Source organism: Porphyromonas sp., assembly GCF_030529325.1.
Lineage (GTDB): Bacteria > Bacteroidota > Bacteroidia > Bacteroidales > Porphyromonadaceae > Porphyromonas_A.
On record NZ_JAUMXC010000004.1, the window covers coordinates 1 to 19279 of the forward strand.

The 19279-nt window shown below is 44.0% G+C and carries 15 protein-coding genes and 1 tRNA gene; 4 read left to right on the forward strand and 12 right to left on the reverse strand.

Features of this window, described 5'->3' with window-relative positions:
• Positions 1-341: 341 nt before the first annotated feature.
• From Q4A14_RS01240 to Q4A14_RS01285, 10 genes are all read right to left on the reverse strand, one after another.
• Complete coding sequence (locus Q4A14_RS01240; protein WP_303169346.1) at positions 342-677, reverse strand: hypothetical protein; 336 nt, start codon at positions 675-677, stop codon at positions 342-344.
• A 137-nt stretch (positions 678-814) separates the two neighbouring features.
• A complete protein-coding gene (locus tag Q4A14_RS01245) occupies positions 815-1285 on the reverse strand; it encodes a DUF1896 domain-containing protein (protein ID WP_303169347.1) in 471 nt (156 codons plus the stop codon).
• A gap of 35 nt (positions 1286-1320) precedes the next feature.
• Entirely contained in the window at positions 1321-2547 is a 1227-nt protein-coding gene (locus tag Q4A14_RS01250; RefSeq protein WP_303169416.1) for a site-specific integrase, read from the reverse strand.
• 315 nt (positions 2548-2862) lie between these two features.
• Positions 2863-2935: transfer RNA gene (locus tag Q4A14_RS01255), tRNA-Phe, on the reverse strand.
• A gap of 351 nt (positions 2936-3286) precedes the next feature.
• A complete protein-coding gene (locus Q4A14_RS01260; RefSeq protein WP_303169349.1) occupies positions 3287-4354 on the reverse strand; it encodes a hypothetical protein in 1068 nt (355 codons plus the stop codon).
• 25 nt (positions 4355-4379) lie between these two features.
• Positions 4380-5489 carry a hypothetical protein gene (locus Q4A14_RS01265; RefSeq protein WP_303169350.1) on the reverse strand — a complete coding sequence of 370 codons (1110 nt, stop codon included), beginning with the start codon at positions 5487-5489 and terminating at the stop codon, positions 4380-4382.
• Between the two features lie 237 nt (positions 5490-5726).
• Entirely contained in the window at positions 5727-7472 is a 1746-nt protein-coding gene (locus tag Q4A14_RS01270; RefSeq protein ID WP_303169352.1) for a phospho-sugar mutase, read from the reverse strand.
• 84 nt (positions 7473-7556) lie between these two features.
• Positions 7557-8510 (reverse strand): TIGR01212 family radical SAM protein, encoded by a 954-nt coding sequence (locus tag Q4A14_RS01275; protein WP_303169354.1) that lies wholly within the window; start codon positions 8508-8510, stop codon positions 7557-7559.
• Between the two features lie 288 nt (positions 8511-8798).
• Positions 8799-9341: an HD domain-containing protein gene (locus tag Q4A14_RS01280; RefSeq protein WP_303169417.1), complete on the reverse strand. Its 543-nt coding sequence runs from the start codon at positions 9339-9341 to the stop codon at positions 8799-8801.
• A gap of 31 nt (positions 9342-9372) precedes the next feature.
• A complete protein-coding gene (locus Q4A14_RS01285; protein ID WP_303169355.1) occupies positions 9373-10191 on the reverse strand; it encodes a DUF3108 domain-containing protein in 819 nt (272 codons plus the stop codon).
• A 468-nt stretch (positions 10192-10659) separates the two neighbouring features.
• On the opposite strand from Q4A14_RS01285, the gene Q4A14_RS01290 reads away from it, so the two are divergent.
• The 4 genes from Q4A14_RS01290 to fmt all read left to right on the forward strand — a co-directional run bounded on the left by Q4A14_RS01290 (position 10660) and on the right by fmt (position 15912).
• Complete coding sequence (locus Q4A14_RS01290) at positions 10660-12309, forward strand: C69 family dipeptidase (protein WP_303169357.1); 1650 nt, start codon at positions 10660-10662, stop codon at positions 12307-12309.
• 186 nt (positions 12310-12495) lie between these two features.
• Entirely contained in the window at positions 12496-13080 is a 585-nt protein-coding gene (locus tag Q4A14_RS01295) for an L-threonylcarbamoyladenylate synthase (RefSeq protein ID WP_303169358.1), read from the forward strand.
• 24 nt (positions 13081-13104) lie between these two features.
• Positions 13105-14916, forward strand: coding sequence for a chloride channel protein (locus Q4A14_RS01300; RefSeq protein ID WP_303169359.1), 1812 nt, complete (start codon positions 13105-13107; stop codon positions 14914-14916).
• 12 nt (positions 14917-14928) lie between these two features.
• Positions 14929-15912 carry a methionyl-tRNA formyltransferase gene (gene fmt / locus Q4A14_RS01305; RefSeq protein WP_303169360.1) on the forward strand — a complete coding sequence of 328 codons (984 nt, stop codon included), beginning with the start codon at positions 14929-14931 and terminating at the stop codon, positions 15910-15912.
• 85 nt (positions 15913-15997) lie between these two features.
• Here the strand turns inward: fmt and pckA are convergent, their stop codons facing one another.
• Both pckA and Q4A14_RS01315 read right to left on the reverse strand, forming a co-directional pair.
• The gene (pckA, locus tag Q4A14_RS01310; protein ID WP_303169361.1) at positions 15998-17605 is read right to left on the reverse strand and encodes a phosphoenolpyruvate carboxykinase (ATP); all 1608 of its coding nucleotides are present in this window, start codon (positions 17603-17605) and stop codon (positions 15998-16000) included.
• A gap of 623 nt (positions 17606-18228) precedes the next feature.
• Positions 18229-19266 carry a 2-oxoacid:ferredoxin oxidoreductase subunit beta gene (locus tag Q4A14_RS01315; protein WP_303169362.1) on the reverse strand — a complete coding sequence of 346 codons (1038 nt, stop codon included), beginning with the start codon at positions 19264-19266 and terminating at the stop codon, positions 18229-18231.
• Between the last annotated feature and the right edge of the window lie 13 nt (positions 19267-19279).

Here is a 19279-nt window from a genome sequence, read left to right on the forward strand (position 1 = left end):
TTATGCGTCCAAAGATCGGAGTATGCTGATTCCTTTTTTCGAGCGAAACAGAGGTCGTGGGGCAAAAGCGAACACAAAGTTTGGGCGGAAAATACGACCTGAAGAGAAGCATAGCGAAACGCAAGTGTGGAGATTTTCCAGACCAACCGTAGGCTTGACCTTGGGGTAGCTCAAGCCCCGTACTACCTTTGCGAAGAAAAAGAAACAGCATCCATCTGCCACGCATAGGGTGGAACGACAGGGCAAAGAAGCAAAAGTGCAACGCCAAAGCAGGGAAACAAAAAAGGTGACTACCTCCCGAAGAGACAGTCACCCATAAAGATTATTTTCAATCGTCTACTCTAAAAGACGAAGAGTAAAATTGCTGCTAAAACAGCCAGCCAGAAGAAGATGCTAAGTAACGTAAGTGTAACTCTTAGTATCGTACGTACAATGAAGCGTAGCACCAAGAAGCCAATAAAGATGCTAATAACGGTTATGACTTGAGGCGTAACGAGCTTCGAGATGAAGTAGATTGCGCCGGTAACAACTGAGAGTAGAAGCACTAGTTCAATGATACGTCTCCAGTCGATAGAGCGAAAACGCTTCATTGGCTCTGCCTTAGGCTTGTCGTTAGTAGTCTTAGCCCGAATGAAGATGGGGCTGTGTACATCGTGATTCATAACTTGAGTATTCATATCCGGGAGCATTTTAGAGTTTCAAGAGCGTCCACAAGATAGTCCGACCGACAAAGACAAGAGCTTGCCTCTTGGCGTGTGGGAGCGGAGTGTATATCTTGGCTCTTGATGCTCCAATGCTCCTGATAGGATTAAAGTTACTTCGATGTATCAGCCTTACCGACAGTAGGCAAGTTATTATTCTCGATAAGTTGAACAATCGTGCCCGTGAGTTCGGTGTAGAGAGCCTCATACTCAGTGCTTCCGTCGAAATCGTCTGTAAGGTCATACTTTGCGAAAGCCGCTTGAATGAACTTGTTGCCAAGTAGAATAGGTGCAAGCTCTTGAGGTAACGAGTCGGGTAGTTCTTCAGCAAACTCGTTCTCTAAGATAGACACGAGATTATTGTATTTGGAAAAATGTAACCCTTGGTAGAGGACTTCGCTAGACATAGCCTCGGCTTCGAGATGGGAGAAGCCTTGTTCCACGGCATCGCAGTAAGCGGTGAGTGCTGCATCAACACGAGCCGAAATAAAGGCTGCGTCTGTCATTAACTCGGGGTGATAATCATTGAGGTAAGTTTCCAACTTCAGGCGGAAGTAAGAAAGCTCTTTCTTAGTCTGATTCATAATATCATTCTGATTTTAGATGAAACAAGTCTTTGTTAGATGCCCATAGCAGTATTGAATTTATCAAGTTTTTCGGCGAGTTGCTCCATATCATGCTCTATTTTTTTGTTAGTGATACGGGCATAGATTTGCGTAGCTCTGATATTGGTATGCCCAAGCATCTTTGATACACTCTCCATAGAAACCCCTTTACTAAGCGACATCGTTGCAAAGGTATGGCGCGCCATATGAAAAGTCAGATTCTTTTTGATGCCACAGAGATCGGCTATCTCCTTGAGATAGGAGTTCGTTTTTTGATTTGATAGCATAGGGAATATCAGGCTTTCATCTGTGGACTCCTCAGTACGGTACTTACTGATAATCTGCTCAGGAATTTCCAAAAGAAGAATATTCGTTTCTACACTAGTCTTTTTCCGGTTGGTCATAATCCATTTTCTGTCATTCATGTTAACGATATTCCCATATCTGAGCATAGTGATATCAATGTAAGCTAAACCCGTAAAACAAGAGAATATGAAGACATCTCGAACAAATGAGAGACGTTGCAAAGAAAACTCCTTTGTTATGATGCTCATCAACTCTTCATCGGTAAGAAACTCTCTATTATGAACAACACTTTGAGGCTTATAACCAATAAATGGATCAGAACGAAAAAGCCCTAACTTACTGCCAAAGAGTATGATTGTCCGAAACGTTCTCATTGTCTTGTTGGCCGTATTGGGATTTTGTCTTGCTTTTGTCCTAAGGTAAACATCAAAATCAAGTACCGTCACATAGTTTACTTCCTTGACGAAAAGATCACTCCTTTTATAATTTTCCTCTATAAACTTTTTGAAGTGTCTCTTACAAACGTCATATTTTTTGATCGTTGTAGTGGATATGGAAATACCCACAAGTTTGTTTTGATTGGCAATATAGGCATCAAAGAGGTCAATAATGCTATCCATCTCTGACTGCTTTCCCAGATATTTACTTTTGATAAGCTCGACAGACAAACTTTCATCGAATTCCATCTTCTTGTACATCGCAGATAAATGCGCTCTGATGTTTTCCAGTTGTAGATTTGCTTGCAAGGCTTCTGATGTTCGCCCTTTGATCTTGTTACTTTTGCTATCCCACAATTCTGGAGAAACAAATACACCACTGGCTCCAAGGGAAGTCCGTTCGCTGTTTAAGTAGATGCGAATCATCACTGAAGCCTGTCCATTTTTGTTTACGTAATTGGAACGCAAATAAAAAACAACTCTGAATATACTTCTCATACTTAATGTTGTTGCTGCAGGTGATATAAAACTAATAATATCGCACTGCAAAGTTCTACATAATTAATTGAATAGCAACGAGATAAAGGTTGTCTAAACGAACTCTGTACGAACTCTTGGCTACAGGCTTTGAAAAGGTCAATTTTGTGTAGCCAAATTGTAGCCAATTCAGAGTTTTTTGAGCGTATCTGTGTTCTCTGAAGAGTATCTCGAAAGAGGTGTATGAGAAAAGAAAAAGTGTCATAACTTGTTGAAGTTATGACACTTAGATGTTTTAGAATGAACTCTCATTTTGTTGTTTCAGAGTTCCTTAAGTGGTGCCACCAGGAATCGAACCGGGGACACAAGGATTTTCAGTCCTTTGCTCTACCAACTGAGCTATGGCACCATTGTTTTCTTTTGCACTGCAAAGGTAACACTTTATTTTGATTCCACAAGAGCCTTGACAAAAAAATATTTGAAATCGACCTCCGAAAGCGAATATTTCAGCCGAGTTTCACACTTTTCTGAGAGTTCATTATCTCCCAAAGCCTCAACTATCTCAGAAAAGGCAGCCGTATCAATTTATCAGTTAGACACATCAACTCATCAGGTTAGAGAGATTGATTCATCTACTTAGACATATCCGCATTGACTCTTCTCAATCGCAAATATTTATCAAGAGGGGACAAGGGTCTTCGTATGATAGAACATAAATATGGGAAAAGAGCAACAAAAAGAAGTAACTGATTTTGAGAGTCTATTCGTAATATTCTATATTTCGCGTGATGAAAGAGAGCAAGCGTGAAGATGTTTGTTCACCTCCGAAAGTATACTTTTCGATGCTTTTTATCCAGTTCCCCTTTTCGTCATACTCATAAAGGATAGTTCTCATCGTCTTTTGCCCAACAATCTCATTACCGGTAGACTTTTCTATCAAATAATCATTTTCATCATACCGGTAGTTTGTTTGTTCGAAAAGTATGAGTGTCCCATCTTCTGACAAGTCATAAAGCGATTCTTCGAGCTTCTGTTGTAGATCATTGTAGGAAAATTTCTTTACTCTTTCAAGGACAAATTCTCCGCCCCTCTCATCACTGTACATACGCTCCTCAAGCAAAAGGCCTTGATCATCATAGTCATAAACCGTCTTTCGACAGCCATTGGTCATCTTTTCATTAAGGTTTATCAGGCGCTGATTGGCATCATAGTTATAAACAACTTCAATAGTGGGATTATCCTCATCGGTACATGTCAAAGTCTTCGTCAGATTGCCCTCCTCTCCGAAAGTATAAGCGATTCTTGACATAACAACATCCATCTCTGAATAAGCAACCTCTTCGACCAATCTCTGCTCTTCATCATAAGCATATTCTATCCGACTGACCTGCTTATCCTCCTGATCTCGGACATAGGTCTCCATGCGCCTACCTTTTTTGTCATAACAGTGAATCTCCCTACGCTGACAACTATCTCCCCCTTCGACACTATATTTTTCTGTGAGTCGTCCCCTATTATCATATGCATATGAGGTCTCGATGGAGTAACCGTCGATATTATATGAGGTCTCAAAAGTAAGCTTTTCCTCCTCATCAAAGAAAAGACACTCTGAGATCACCAAGATGAGATCATCCTTCCGCACAGAGTCTCCGCTGAAATGATTGTAAGCATCTTGATGTTTGTAATAAAAACTCGTACAAGCCTTGACTCTCCCTGAAAGCGAATAATCGGATAAGTTGGAAACTCCTTTATACTCTCGACGTTTGGTATGTGTGCAAGCAACACAACCAAGCAACATTGCTACGACTATGAGACTAAATCTATTCATCAAAATTGCTACTACTTAATAGGGCTTATTTATAATACTTCAGTTGACGCTCGGTGACAATCCTTGTAGGATCTTGCTCTCCATCATTCAGATGAACAGTAGTCATACGAGTCCAATTCCCCTCCTTATCGTATTCGTATTCCATCGAAGCAACATACAAATGCCCCTCAATAGGAAATGAAGTTGACTCCTCTATAAGTCCCCCCATCTTGTCATACTTATACTTGCTATGCAGACTGATAACCAATGTATCGTCCTCTGACATGGAGAAGTATACCGTCTCGGTGAGCCTGCCCATATCATCATAAGAACGTTGAGTCCTGGCAGAGATTTCACCGTCAGGGCTATAAGTCTCCGAGAGTATCGGGTTCCCTTTTTCGTCAAGAGTCTCCAGATACCTATACTCTAAACCTCCACTATGATCATAGACCTTGGTTTCACTCCCTACCCTTTTACCTTCAATATTACGGGAAACTATAAGTTCGCTTGCGAGCAAACCATCAGCATTATATGTCAAAGAGCCCACAAGGCTATCCTTATCGTTGTATGAAAAGGACACACGACTCTCCGACCCATCACTCAAGGAGACGCGCTCTTCGATGAGAAGCCCTTTTGCATCATAGGCACGAGTAATTTTGTCTCTCCCACCCTCTATCCGATAGGTCTCGGTCTCAATCAGATGGTTATTGCTGTCAAAAACGTGTGTGTCCCTCTGAGAGACGATAGAGTCTCCTGTCACAACTGACATTTCAATAAGATTACCGGAAACATCATAAACGTATTGCCTGACTTCAACGCGCTCATCCACATAAGTTAATTCTTCTCTCTGTAATCGCCCGAAATCGTCGTAGACATAGGAAATTGTACGTATGTCATCGTCACCATTCCTCTCATCAGACAAGATCTTTCCAACCTCATCAAACGACCGGACACCATCATAGTACGACATTTTACTATCTTGACCATCCTCCGAACTTACAGCATAAGCTACTGTATGAACAGACTTCACCTGCCCGAAAAGGCCATACTCAGAGAGGTTTGAAGTCCCCCCTTGCGATGATTTTTTATTGCTCTGTGTACAAGACATACCCAAAATCAATATCATTGCCAGTAATCCACAAATCTTAACTTTCATATACTGAACGCCTTGTTGAAATTGACCGCTGTTTTTATTTTCTCATGTACACCTTCAGACTTGAGAAGGATGAGATCACAACAAGTATATAAATTATCAGCACAAGCACCTCGGATTCTCTCTGATTTAGACAGGAGACTACGTATTTCTTGATTATTTCCACTTGCAATACAAATAAAAAAGCAGAGCCAAAGCAGGTGCTTTGGCTCTGCTTTTTTATTTATCAATTATTAGTCTTTAGATATCCAACTCCTTACAGATCTGAGCAATCTTTTCCTCGCATCTCTTTCGTGCCATACCAAGGTCAGCAGGAGAAGAAACAGGAGCTTGAACTTGAATATAAAACTTGATCTTTGGCTCTGTACCCGATGGACGGATAGAGAGCTTAGTCCCATCATTAGCCTTATATTGAAGCACATTGCTGGTAGTAGGCATATCGAGAGTAAAGACTTCTCCCTTGTCGAGCCACTGCCCCTTGAGATTTGAATAGTCAAGCACTTCTGTGATTGTAGAACCACCAAGAGACTTTGGAGGGTTGTTGCGGAAGTTTTTCATCATCGCATCTATCTCTTCTGCGCCGCTCTTACCGGGGCGCACGACAGATATACCCTTTTCAAGCGAGTAGCCATACTCGCAGTAGATCTTATCGAGCAATTGGTAGATGGTTAAGCCCTTATCCTTGGCCCAAGCTGCGATCTCTGCAAGGATAACACAAGCAGAAACGGAACTCTTATCACGGATGAAGTCTTCCCACAAGTAACCATAGCTCTCCTCTCCACCACCGAGGTATTCTTTTTTGCCCTCATTTTTACGGATGACGTCAGCAATCCATTTGAATCCGGTGTAACAGTCATATAGTTCGACATTGTTACGCTCCGCAATATTGCTGATAAGATCTGTGGTAACGATCGTCTTGACAAGATACTGATTACCATTGAGGCGCCCTTGTTCGCGTCGTCTTTCGATAGCGTAGTAAGCGTATAGGAGACAAGTCTGATTTCCATTGACAAGAACCCACTCGCCCTCGTTATTTTTCACAGCAGCACCGATACGGTCACCATCAGGATCACTCGCCATTACGAGTTCGGCATCCACTTCTTTGGCTCTTTCGATCGCCATCTTGAGAGCAGCAGGCTCTTCCGGATTAGGAGATTCTACAGTAGGAAAATTGCCACTGATGACATCCTGTTCAGGCACATTGAAGATATTGGTAAATCCCGCAGCTCTAAGAGCAGGAGGCACTATCTTTACGCCCGTCCCATGAATAGGCGTATAGACGATCTTTATGTCATGATGCTTCTTTACAATTTCTTGTGAGAGCATAGATCCAACGACAGCATCGATAAACTGCTCGTCCATCTCTGCGCCAAGGATGGTTATCATGTCTTTGGGACCATCAAACTTGATATCTGCCACCGATCTGATCTGATTGACCTCAGCGATGACATTACGGTCATGAGGAGCGATCATCTGTGCTCCATCACTCCAGTAAGCCTTATACCCGTTGTATATCTTGGGGTTGTGCGAAGCCGTGATCATAACACCACTTTGACAACCAAGCTCACGAATTGCGTACGAGATTTCCGGAGTAGGTCTGAGATCTTCAAACAAAAAGACCTTGATACCATTGGCTGCAAAGATACCTGCAGCAATCTCCGCAAATTTTCGGCTGTTGTTGCGACAATCATGCCCAATGACCACCTTGAGATCTTCGTTGGCACACTCCTTGATGATATAGTTGGATAGACCTTGTGTTGCAGCACCGACAGTGTATTTATTCATACGATTTGTGCCGGCACCCATGATACCTCTGAGACCACCGGTCCCAAACTCCAAGTCTTTGTAAAAAGCCTCGATGAGCGCAGTCTTATCCTCGCTCTCCATCATAGCTTTCACTTCAGCTTGAGTCTCTTGATCATACTCATTGCCAAGCCAACCCTGAGCTTTTGCAACGACCGTCTTCAATAGTTCTTCTTGTGACATAGTCTATAATATTTCAGTGTGAGAATTACCTAAGTCTAATGGAATATATCCAAATCAATCCTTAGACACAAATGTACCTATTTTTTATGAGATTAACTCTTTATAATACATTCCTTGTCGAATATCCTTTTCTTGAAGATAACGCAACACTTTGTGGGTAAAGACGTGATTCTTGATGTTCCATTTTGGCGCAATGAGAAGATCTGCCGGCGATGAAGACACAAACCTGTCGATGTATATATCCTCCCTCAGATGTGCGATGAGGTTCCCCAGGATCTCGAGATATTCGTCCGGAGAGAGCAGAGGGATAGAGGCAGGAGCTTTGAGGAACTCCTGTCCGAGGATAGTACCCTTAAGGATCTGGAGCTGGTGAAGTTTGATAGAGGTGATGGGCAACTTGGACAATTCAGATATATGATGTACAAAGTCTTCACGTCCCTCTCCCGGCAGTCCGATGATGAGATGAGCCCCCACGGGAATACCACGACGGGCTGTTTCCTCTATGGCATTGATGCTTGTCGCAAAGTCATGTCCCCTATTGATACGCTCCAGCGATGGATCCAAAGTAGACTCGACTCCATACTCTATGTATACAAATGTCTGACAAGAAAGTGTTTCAAAATAATCAAGCAACGCAGCAGGCATGCAATCCGGACGAGTACCGATGATGATACCTACAACATCCGGCACACTGAGAGCCTCCTCATACTTGGCAATCATCGCATCGATATCATCACCATAAGTATTGGTGTACGACTGAAAATAAGCAAGGTACTTCATCTCGGGGTATTTGTGGGAGAAGAACCTCTTGCCATCCTCTATCTGCTGTGTGATCGAGCCAAATTTTGATGTGTAGTCGGGAGTAAAAGATCTATTGTTACAATATGCACACCCTCCATGCCCGGACGCACCATCCCTATTGGGACACGTAAAGCCGGCATTTATGGAGATCTTTTGTACTTTGAAGGGAAAGATGCTCTGAAAATATTCTGTGAAATCTCTGTATGGTTTTTGAGATGCAGGGCGAAAATCGCTCATTGTTGTACCTATGTATAGTTTATGTTTGAAACAACAAGTTACTGAAAAAACAAAACCCCACAATATCCTTGTGGGGCATAAAAAGAAAAAGGCTGTCTCACGACAACCTTCAATCTAATATTAACCTAAAATCTAATACTATGAAAAACACAATGCAAAGGTAGCAACTATTTTTGATTTGTCAATACCACAAATCAAAAAACATGCCTCCAAAGCCCATAATTTAACCTATTTTATATATTGAGATAACAAATCAGATGAAAAGAAGCATTTTTTAAGAGTAAAAACCTACTCAGTCAAGAAAATCGTGCACCAGGCATCAAATTTTACGACATCATCTTTTCCGTACTTTGCAAGCCCTTTGCGGATCTTTTCCAAAGATTTCTCTTTCATCTCACCAGACTTGGAGAAGAACTTGTCTGCAAAGCATACGATCTGCTCCTCTATGGAAACAGGACACATTTCTCTATGAGGCAGATCCCAACCATTGGCTATAATCATTTCGAGTGTAAGTCCCATACCGGTATGACGCTCGCACACGAGAGCATGATCATGCAATCCTAAAGCTCGAAGGCGCTCGGCCCCCAAGTACCCGTGACGGATATATGGCGCCTCCCCATGACAGTCTATAGCAGGAGCGTGGCACGCATTGATCCCGATGTCATGGAGCATGGCAGACTCATAGACAAACCTCCTATCCACATCCCAGTCGGGATGGGCATCCACAATCTCCAAAGCTTTCTCCGCGACCTTACGGCTATGTTTGACCAATATACGATAAGCCTCTGAGGTCGGATCATAAAATTTCTCTATGATCTCAATAGGATCTATACTGTGCTGCACATCTTTATCCATAGCCTACTTACTGTCTTGTCACAGACGTAAGGACGCACTCGGCATAACCGACCTTGAGTTTTGCCCTCACTTTGAGCGGTATCAAGAACTCATCGTCTGTAACCCAGAGTTCCGCGGACTGATTCTTTTTCGAGAAAGCCTCATCTTCTATATTCAGAAACAGATGGATGACCTCCTTGTCCTGTCCGTCAGGCATACGCATCACATCCTTACCGGAGTAGACGATCTCACAAGGCACGATATCGTGTCCCACAGGGATGAGGAACCTCTCTCTGTAGTTGAGTCTCACCTTGGAGCGATCTATCCCGCGCACAATGTTAAATGCTGACTGCATATCCGCGACGACCTTATTGGAGTTTACTTGCAAGACAGTATCAATACGCAATTCATCGGAGGCATAGCGTTTCATCCTCACACGAGTTTTATTCGCCTCATAAGTGTAAGTCATCTCGTCAATAGAGTAATAACCTCCATCATCCGTCCTCTTCTCTGATCTCAGAGGAAGATTTTTATCACCATACAGGACTTCGAGGGTATCTCTCATCGAAAAAACGCTCTCAAATATCCCGGTCGTCCTAAACCTCACCTGTTGGAACCACTGTTCGTGCTTGGAGACTTTACTCGTCTTGATGACGGCAGTACCGGCAGTACCCTTGATGATTCCCCATCTGAAGTAGACATTATAGTGAAGTTGTTCGGGATTTTTGAACGTCGCAGATCTCTCATAGAGAGCAGCTCTATTGTCCTGAGCAACGATAGAACCTGCGAGAAACAAATTGCCAAAAAGAAGAAAAAGAATATTGAATATGTATCTTGATTTCATCATGATCAATGTTGAGTGAATAGCCAATACTACCGGGAGACTCCGACTCATGAGAGCAAACAGAGGGCCTCCTTGGGATAGTGACTTATCGCAAAGATATCATATTTTTTCAATATCCGTCTGTCAGGAGACATCTCAAAGGGTCTGAAAAAGGTTGTCTAACTTGCATTATCAAGTTAGACAACCTTTTTCATCAAGTTAGACACATTCATTTCGATGGTTCTATATCCTCCTCAAAACATCACCTGAAAAGGAGTCGAAAAAACGCTGGGCACTTTGTAAAAATAGACTAATCAAATAAGATATAAACACCGGAAGCATCGATGTGTACGAACCGACATTTTCGACTACGTGGCACTAAATCATACTCCCTATATGCCCAAGATTTATTATATTAGCAAATCTTTAGCCTTTCGGGACTAAGGAGAGATAACAGTCTATCAATATTATATTAACATTTTAAGTAATACAATGAAAAGATTATTTCTATCTGCAGTCCTACTGCTTATGGGGATCAACCTGTCTCAAGAAGCACAGGCTTGTACCGACCTCATAGTGGGACGCAAGGCTTCGACCGATGGTTCGGTCATCGTTAGTTATGCGGCAGACAGCCACACTCTCTATGGAGCACTCTACCACTGGCCTGCAGCCGTATGGCAACAGGGAGCTATGCTCAAGGTCTACGAGTGGGATACCGGTGCATACGGAGGAGAGATCGCTCAGGCAGGTCGCACCTACAATGTCATCGGCAACATGAATGAAAAACAGGTTGCCATCACCGAAAGTACATTCGGCGGTAGAGACGAGCTCCGAGGCACCGAGGGTATCATGGACTATGGAAGTCTCATCTATATTGCACTCCAACGCTCTGCCACAGCTCGTGAAGCGATCAAGGTGATGACCGGACTCGTAGACAAATATGGCTACAAGAGCAGCGGTGAGACATTTACCATAGCAGACAAAAATGAAGTCTGGGTAATGGAAATGATCGGTAAAGGCAAGGGTGAAAAGGGTGCTGTATGGGTGGCTATCCGTATCCCTGATGATTGCATATCTGCTCACGCCAACCAAGCTCGTATCCAACAGATACCGTTCAATGACAAAGAGAACTGTATGTACTCCAAGGACGTCGTAGAGTTTGCTCGCAAAAAAGGTTTCTATAATGGCAAGGACAAAGACTTCAGCTTCCAGAAGGTTTATGCACCATACGACTTCGGTGCTCTCCGTGGTTGCGAAGCTCGTGTATGGTCATTCTTCAACCGTTTTGCTGATGGCATGGACAAATACCTTCCTCTTATCACAGGCCATAATCCTGAAAACGAGCCTATGCCACTTTACGTAAAGCCAAACCGCAAAGTATCTGTGGCAGATGTCCGCGATATGATGCGTGACCACTACGAAGGCACACAGCTCGATATGACCCAAGACATAGGAGCAGGCCCTTATGCATGCCCTTACCGTTGGAGACCTATGACTTACAAAGTCGACGGTCAGGAGTATGTCAACGAACGTGCCATTGCGACTCAGCAATCAGGTTTTGTGCTTGTAGCTCAACTCCGCAATCACCTACCCGACTATGTAGGAGGTGTGTTGTGGTTCGCTGTCGATGATGCGGACATGGCTGTATTCACACCGATGTATGCATCTATGACTCGTGTACCTGAATGTTACAGCGAAGCCAACGGTGACTTGCTTACATTCTCATGGACTTCGGCATTCTGGATGCACAACTGGGTAGCCAACATGGCTTACAATAAGTACAGCTACATGATCAAGGATATCCGTAAGGTACAGAGCGAACTCGAGTCTAAGTTCTTGACCATGCAACCGATGATCGAAAAGTATGCTATGGAGCTCGGTCAGAAGGACGAAAAAGCTGCTGTAGACTTCCTCACCGGATACTCTTGCACCGAAGCCGACATGGCTACTGCTCGTTGGAAAGATCTCGGAACTTATCTCCTTATAAAATATATCGACGGTAATGTGAAGAAGGAAAAAGATGGCAAATTTGAACGCACAAGTGACGGCATGCCTGTCTCTCCACATCAGCCGGGCTATGACCAAGAGTACTACAGACGTATCGCTGAACAGACCGGTGACCGCCTGAAAGTGAAGAAATAAGACCGAGCGGTCGGTTCGACACAAACCCGTAAAAGAGGTTGCACAGAGGATATATACCCTGCGTGACCTCTTTTCTGTTGAGGTAAAAGACATATAGAAGTTCCAAAGTTAGAGAAAGACAGATTGCGTATTTTATAACAATTTGTTGTACCTTAGTCTGTTCAAAATATTGATTCGGAAAATGTCATGAAAGAAGAGCAGTTTGTTTATACCAAAGAAGATATACAGGCAGCACTCGAAGCTCTCCAACGTGGAGAGATCATCCTCTATCCGACCGACACGATATGGGGTATAGGCTGTGATGCAACCAACACAGAGGCAGTAAAAAAGATCTACGCCATCAAGCAACGTGAAGATGCAAAAGCACTCATAAGCATAATAGACAGCAATGCAAAATTGCAGGGGCTGATGGATGAGGTTCCGGAACTGGCCTACGATCTCACGGAGCTTGCGACCGAACCTCTCACAATCATCTATCCCAATGTGAGAGGCTTGGCCCCTAATCTATTGGCCGAAGACGGCAGTGCAGGCATCCGCATCTGCAATGAGCCCTTTTGCAAGGTTCTGTGCCAACGCTTCAAAAAGCCGATTGTCTCGACATCAGCCAATATTTCGGGAGAAACTGCGCCAAGATTTTTTACAGAGATCTCACCCGCCATCATCGAGGCAGTAGACTATATAGTTAGGTATCGCCGGGACGATAACCGCCCTCACAGTGCGTCAAAGATCATGAAGTTGAATATCGATGGGTCGTTTGTCCTCATCCGTTAATGCCTCCCGTCAATACTGAAAAGCATGAAAAAAGTTTTAGAAGATAAGTTCTTTACATTTTTGAAATGGAGAGAGGAAAACATCAAAGAGCCTGTCTTTATAAGTATCCTCAGTCTCGTCGTCGGGATAGCTTGTGCTCTTGTGGCTGCTCTGCTCAAGGGAGCAATCCATCTCATACAGAATTTTGTGACGTCCCGGCTGGTTTTCGATGGTTTGGATCTTGGCTTTTTGATCTTTCCGGTCATAGGGGTACTGCTTGCAGGACTTTTTGTCAAGTACATCGTCAAAGATGATATAAGCCACGGGGTAACCAAGATACTTTATGCCCTCTCCCAACGAAAGAGCCGTATCAAGCCACACAATATGTGGACCTCTCTTGTAGCCTCTTCAGTCACAATAGGTATGGGGGGATCGGTAGGAGCCGAAGCTCCGATCGTCCTCACGGGCTCTGCTATCGGGAGCAATATAGGGCGTCTCTTCCGTCTTGATCAAAGGAATCTCATGTTGCTTGTCGGCTGTGGAGCGGCAGGAGCAGTCTCAGGAATCTTCAAAGCTCCTATTACAGGACTTATCTTCGTCATCGAGGTACTGATGCTCGACCTGACATTGACCTCTGTACTGCCTTTGCTGATCTCATCGGTGACGGGAGCGACGATGGCATACGTCCTGTTTGGCACAGATGCGATGTTCTCATTCAGTATGTCGGAGACTTTTGAATTGGATAGCATACCTCTTGTACTACTGCTCGGTATCTGCTGCGGGCTGGCATCTCTATACTTCACCAAGATATCCTTTTCACTTGAAAAGAAGATGAAATCCATCTCCATCTATCGACGTCGCTATCTTATATCTGCATTTATGCTCAGTATCCTCATCTTCATATTGCCGTCGCTGTATGGGGAGGGATACCAGACAATCAGCAGTCTGATAGATGGAGATCCACAGGACGTCATGACGGGATCGTTCTTTGCTCTCTTGGGCGACGGTCTATGGGTACTCCCGCTGTTTGTCTTGCTCAGCTTGCTTTTCAAGGTCTTTGCAACCGTGGCAACGAACTCCGGAGGCGGAAGCGGTGGAGTCTTCGCACCTTCGCTCTTCGTGGGAGCTTTGGTAGGGTTTCTTTTTGCCCATCTTATAGGCTTGCTCAATGGAGTGGATGCACTGAGCTTTATCTTCCCCCACCTCTCAACAAAGAACTTTGCCCTCATGGGCATGGCAGGAGTAATGGCAGGGGTCATGCACGCTCCGCTCACAGGGACGTTCTTGATCGCTGAACTTACGGGTAGCTATTCGCTCTTCTTACCGCTCCTACTCGTTTCGATCAGTTCGTACGCTACCATCAAAGTCTTTCTACCCCACAGTATATATTCGTTGCGTCTTGCTGAAAAAGGTAAACTTCTCACACACCACAAGGACAAGGCCGTCCTCACCCTTATGCAGGTGGACAACGTCATCGAAGAAAACTTCAGCCGCCTACATCCCGATATGACACTCGGAGATATGGTACGTGTCTTCAGCGAAAGTCAGCGCAACATCTTCCCTGTGATCAACGATAACAACGAAATAATGGGAGTCGTTATGTTGGACAACATACGAAACATCATGTTCAGATCTGAGTTGTATGATAGATTCAAGGTTTCGAAGTTCATGACATCCCCCCCCGCCAAGATTGTCTCGGACATGAACATGGAAGAAGTCATGGATATCTTTGATGATGTCAATGCATGGAATCTTCCGGTTATAGATACCGATGGCAAATACCTTGGTTTTGTCTCCAAGTCAAGAATATTCAACACCTACAGAAACGTCCTTATCAATAACTTCAACGGAGACTAAATACATACCAACATGAATATATCTTCTGCAAAGGACCTCAAGATTGTTTTTCTTGGGACCCCTGACTTTGCCACACATATTCTCCGCAGACTCGTAGAAACGGAGCACAACATCGTCGCAACCGTCACAATGCCGGACAAGCCTGCAGGTAGAGGACACAAGCTACAGCCATCATCAGTGAAGATGTATGCAGTGGAACAGGGCATCCGCGTACTCCAACCCGAAAGACTCAAGGATGAGGTATTTCTATCCGAACTTCGTTCTCTGCAAGCAGACCTGTTCATCGTTGTAGCTTTCCGTATGCTTCCCGAAGAAATTTGGGCCATGCCTCCACGTGGGACATTCAACCTTCATGCCTCACTACTTCCGAAGTACAGAGGCGCAGCCCCCATACAACACGCCATACTGAATGGAGAATCGGTCACCGGCGCAACTACATTTTTCCTGGACAAAGAGATCGATACCGGAAGGGTACTCATGCGTCAAGAAGTACCATTGGCTCCGAATGAGACTGCAGGAACACTCCATGACAAACTTATGGAAATCGGAGCCGAACTCGTCGTAAAGACAGTTGATCTCATTGCCACAAACAAGGAGGTTCACTCTACACCTCAAATGGAGATGTGCGAAAACATTGCTCAGCTACCAACGGCGCCCAAAATATTCAAGGAAGATAGACTACTTTCGTTCTCCTCCTCTATAGCCATAGAGATCGACAGGCGGATCCGTGCAATGTCTCCCTACCCCACAGCCATAGCAAGATGGGAAATGTCCGACGGTGCATTCGTAGAGGTCAAAGTCTTTGATGCCGAACTGATCAACGCAACCCAATGCCTGCCCGCAGGTAAAATACAAGCCTCTAAAGAAGGAATACTCATCGGGACAAAAGAAGGTGACATTTTACTAAAAACAATACAGTTACCCTCGAAGCGTCCTATACCGGCCAAGGATCTTGTAAACGGGTTCGATCTTGCTACGATAGTGAAAGTTCATTGACATTGGTAAGTCCCCTCGTAATTCATACACAAAAAAGGCATCGGTGGTTATCACCGATGCCTTTTTTATTTTTGGAATAACTCTATCAGAGTTTAGGTCCTGCAGCAACGAGAGCCTTACCGGCGTCATTACCTGTAAACTTATCAAAGTTCTTGATAAATCTCTGAGCAAGATCCTTAGCCTTTTCTTCCCATTGAGAAGCATCTGTATAAGTGTCACGAGGATCAAGGATAGCCGGATCAACTCCAGGAAGAGCTGTTGGCACCTTGAAGTCGAAGTATGGTATTGACTTTGTCTCTGCCTTGTCGATAGAGCCATCAAGGATAGCATCGATAATACCACGAGTATCCTTGATAGAAATACGCTTGCCTGTGCCATTCCAACCTGTATTGACAAGATAAGCAGTAGATCCGTTTGCCTCCATCTTCTTCACGAGTTCTTCAGCATATTTTGTCGGATGAAGTGATAGGAACGCTGCACCGAAACAAGCCGAGAATGTAGGAGTGGGCTCTGTGATACCACGCTCTGTACCCGCAAGTTTTGCAGTAAATCCTGAAAGGAAGTAGTACTTGGTCTGCTCAGGAGTAAGAATAGATACCGGAGGAAGCACACCAAACGCATCGGCAGAAAGGAAGATCACCTTCTGTGCGTGACCTGACTTGGATACAGGTTTAACAATATTGTCGATGTGATAGATAGGATAAGACACACGAGTATTCTCAGTCACAGACTTATCAGTGAAATCGATCTTACCATCCTTATCAACAGTCACATTTTCGAGAAGGGCATCACGACGGATAGCATTGTAGATGTCCGGCTCATTTTCCTTGCTTAGATTGATCACCTTAGCGTAGCAACCACCCTCGAAGTTGAAGACACCATCATCATCCCAGCCATGCTCGTCATCACCGATGAGCTGACGCTTAGGATCGGTAGAGAGAGTTGTCTTTCCGGTACCTGAAAGGCCGAAGAATATCGCAGTCTCCCTGCCATCCATGCTTGTGTTTGCAGAGCAGTGCATAGCCGCCATGCCATTGAGAGGGAGGAGATAGTTCATGTAAGAGAACATACCCTTCTTCATCTCACCTCCATACCAAGTGTTGATGATGACCTGCACCTTTTCGGTAAGGTTGAAGACGACTGCAGTCTCACTATTGAGACCAAGTTCTTTATAGTTTGTGACCTTCGCCTTAGAAGCATTCATGATGACAAAGTCCGGTTCACCGAAATTCTTCAACTCTTCCTCGGTAGGACGGATAAACATGTTGGTCACAAAGTGAGCCTGCCATGCCACCTCCATGATAAACCTGAGTTTGAGACGAGAGTTTGGGTTCGCTCCGCAGAAAGCATCGACGACAAAAAGCTTTTTATCAGAAAGTTCCTTGGTCGCAATCTTCTTGATTTCCTTCCAAGCCTCTTCCGTCACCGGCTTGTTATCATTGGTATACTCAGGAGAAGTCCACCAGATGGTATCTCTCGTAGTATCGTCCATGACGAAGAACTTGTCCTTGGGTGAACGCCCTGTATAGTCGCCGGTCATGACGTTCACTGCGCCCAATTCAGTCAATTGTCCTCTTTCAAAACCCTGAAGGTCTGGTCTGGTTTCTTCATTATAAAGAGTATCATACGAAGGATTGTAGATGATCTCCTTCACCCCTGTGATACCATACTTGCTTAGATCGATAGTTGTCATAGTAAAACGATAAAATCTATTTAATGATTATTTAGTTACAAATTTCTTCTAAATATAGAAAAAAAGCCGGAGCAAACACTACTCGTTTGTAATATCAGTAGAAACAAAGTTAAGTTTTTTTCATCATAAAGCAAGCGCAATATAGAATTATTTCTACATTAAATCCTCGATCTATCCATTCGTTTCTCAAGATATATCGCACTTGTTTACAACAGGATGTTTCACCACACGAAATGACATCAAAATGGCTTATAAATCCTCCCTAAACAATCAAAGATCAGCAAGAGAGATACAACGTTTAGTTGAGGAACAGCCTCATTATATGCACTGTTGAGAACGCTGAAAAAGGTCGTCTAACTTGAAGTATTAATATGGCTACCTTGACTCATCAAGGTAGCCATATCGATTTTTAGGGTTAGAGACTTGCCATTTATCCCTTGCTCAAGACAAAGACGAACAAGATCGAGAAGTTTTGACAAATATCACATTTATCATAAGTGATTTCAGTCTCTCACGAACGCGCTCTATCACTTCATCATTTCGCAAAAAGTAAAGCGCAACGACAATCCGGTCCAACGGAATCGTTGCGCTTTGCAATATTTTTTCCTTACGTAATTACTCGCTTACTTTACTTCCCAAGTTGCGATGCGATTGAGATGCTGTTGAAGCGTTTCTTTACCGCTCTTTGCCTGTACTTCTGCAATCTGTTGAGCAACCGCCACTTCGTATGATGGAGCTGCAACATCACGAATGACACCCATAGCAAGAGGCATATCATCTTGCATCATCGCAAGCATGGTGTGTAGGACAGGCGATGGTTCGTGTGCATCATGCACCAAGATATCATCCATAGTGTATCCATCCTGGCCGATAGTCACAGCCTTGAGCTGAAGACCTTCGAGGACAATACCCTTATCCTTATTCTTACCATAGATCATCTTTTCGCCATGGCGGAGATAGATCGTACGTTCTTCACGGATCTCGCGGTCAGAGTACTCTCTGTGGATACCGTTGTTAAAGATGACACAGTTAACAAGGACCTCAAGCACCGCGGCACCTTGGTGCTTCGCGGCAGAGATCATACACTCTTGAGTCATCTTCATATCCACATCAAGTGAACGAGCGAAGAACTTACCACGAGCACCGAAAACAAGTTCAGCCGGGATGAATGGATCTTCGACAGTACCGAAAGGTGAACTCTTTGTCACAAATCCACGAGGAGATGTAGGAGAGTACTGTCCCTTGGTAAGACCATAAATCTTGTTGTTCATCAACACGATATTGAGATCGATATTACGTCTCAATGCATGGATGAAGTGGTTACCACCGATAGCAAGACAGTCACCGTCACCTGTGATGAGCCATACACCAAGATCAGGGTTAGCAGTCTTTACACCGGTAGCTATGGCAGCCCCACGTCCATGGATAGAGTGGAAGCCATAGGTATTCATGTAATATGGAAGACGTGACGAACATCCGATACCTGAGACTACAACAGTATCTTCAGGAGCGACACCGATCTCAGCCATAGCCTTATGCAAAGATGCCAAGACAGCGTGGTCACCACAACCGGGACACCACTTTACGAGCGAATCATTCTTAAAGTTCTTTGCCTCGTACTTTACTCCTTCAAGAGTAGCTTTATCTATTTTTCTTTCCATTGTCGATGTCCAA

What these genes read in the sequence shown, in the direction of transcription:
- Q4A14_RS01295 (WP_303169358.1), top strand. Translation starts at nt 12,496, where the DNA reads ATGAAAGAAGAGCAGTTTGTTTATACCAAAGAAGATATACAGGCAGCA.
- Q4A14_RS01275 (WP_303169354.1), bottom strand. Translation starts at nt 8,510, where the DNA reads ATGAGCGATTTTCGCCCTGCATCTCAAAAACCATACAGAGATTTCACA.
- Q4A14_RS01315 (WP_303169362.1), bottom strand. Translation starts at nt 19,266, where the DNA reads ATGGAAAGAAAAATAGATAAAGCTACTCTTGAAGGAGTAAAGTACGAG.
- Q4A14_RS01270 (WP_303169352.1), bottom strand. Translation starts at nt 7,472, where the DNA reads ATGTCACAAGAAGAACTATTGAAGACGGTCGTTGCAAAAGCTCAGGGT.
- Q4A14_RS01300 (WP_303169359.1), top strand. Translation starts at nt 13,105, where the DNA reads ATGAAAAAAGTTTTAGAAGATAAGTTCTTTACATTTTTGAAATGGAGA.
- Q4A14_RS01245 (WP_303169347.1), bottom strand. Translation starts at nt 1,285, where the DNA reads ATGAATCAGACTAAGAAAGAGCTTTCTTACTTCCGCCTGAAGTTGGAA.
- Q4A14_RS01260 (WP_303169349.1), bottom strand. Translation starts at nt 4,354, where the DNA reads ATGAATAGATTTAGTCTCATAGTCGTAGCAATGTTGCTTGGTTGTGTT.
- Q4A14_RS01265 (WP_303169350.1), bottom strand. Translation starts at nt 5,489, where the DNA reads ATGAAAGTTAAGATTTGTGGATTACTGGCAATGATATTGATTTTGGGT.
- Q4A14_RS01240 (WP_303169346.1), bottom strand. Translation starts at nt 677, where the DNA reads ATGAATACTCAAGTTATGAATCACGATGTACACAGCCCCATCTTCATT.
- Q4A14_RS01290 (WP_303169357.1), top strand. Translation starts at nt 10,660, where the DNA reads ATGAAAAGATTATTTCTATCTGCAGTCCTACTGCTTATGGGGATCAAC.
- Q4A14_RS01250 (WP_303169416.1), bottom strand. Translation starts at nt 2,547, where the DNA reads ATGAGAAGTATATTCAGAGTTGTTTTTTATTTGCGTTCCAATTACGTA.
- pckA (WP_303169361.1), bottom strand. Translation starts at nt 17,605, where the DNA reads ATGACAACTATCGATCTAAGCAAGTATGGTATCACAGGGGTGAAGGAG.
- fmt (WP_303169360.1), top strand. Translation starts at nt 14,929, where the DNA reads ATGAATATATCTTCTGCAAAGGACCTCAAGATTGTTTTTCTTGGGACC.
- Q4A14_RS01285 (WP_303169355.1), bottom strand. Translation starts at nt 10,191, where the DNA reads ATGATGAAATCAAGATACATATTCAATATTCTTTTTCTTCTTTTTGGC.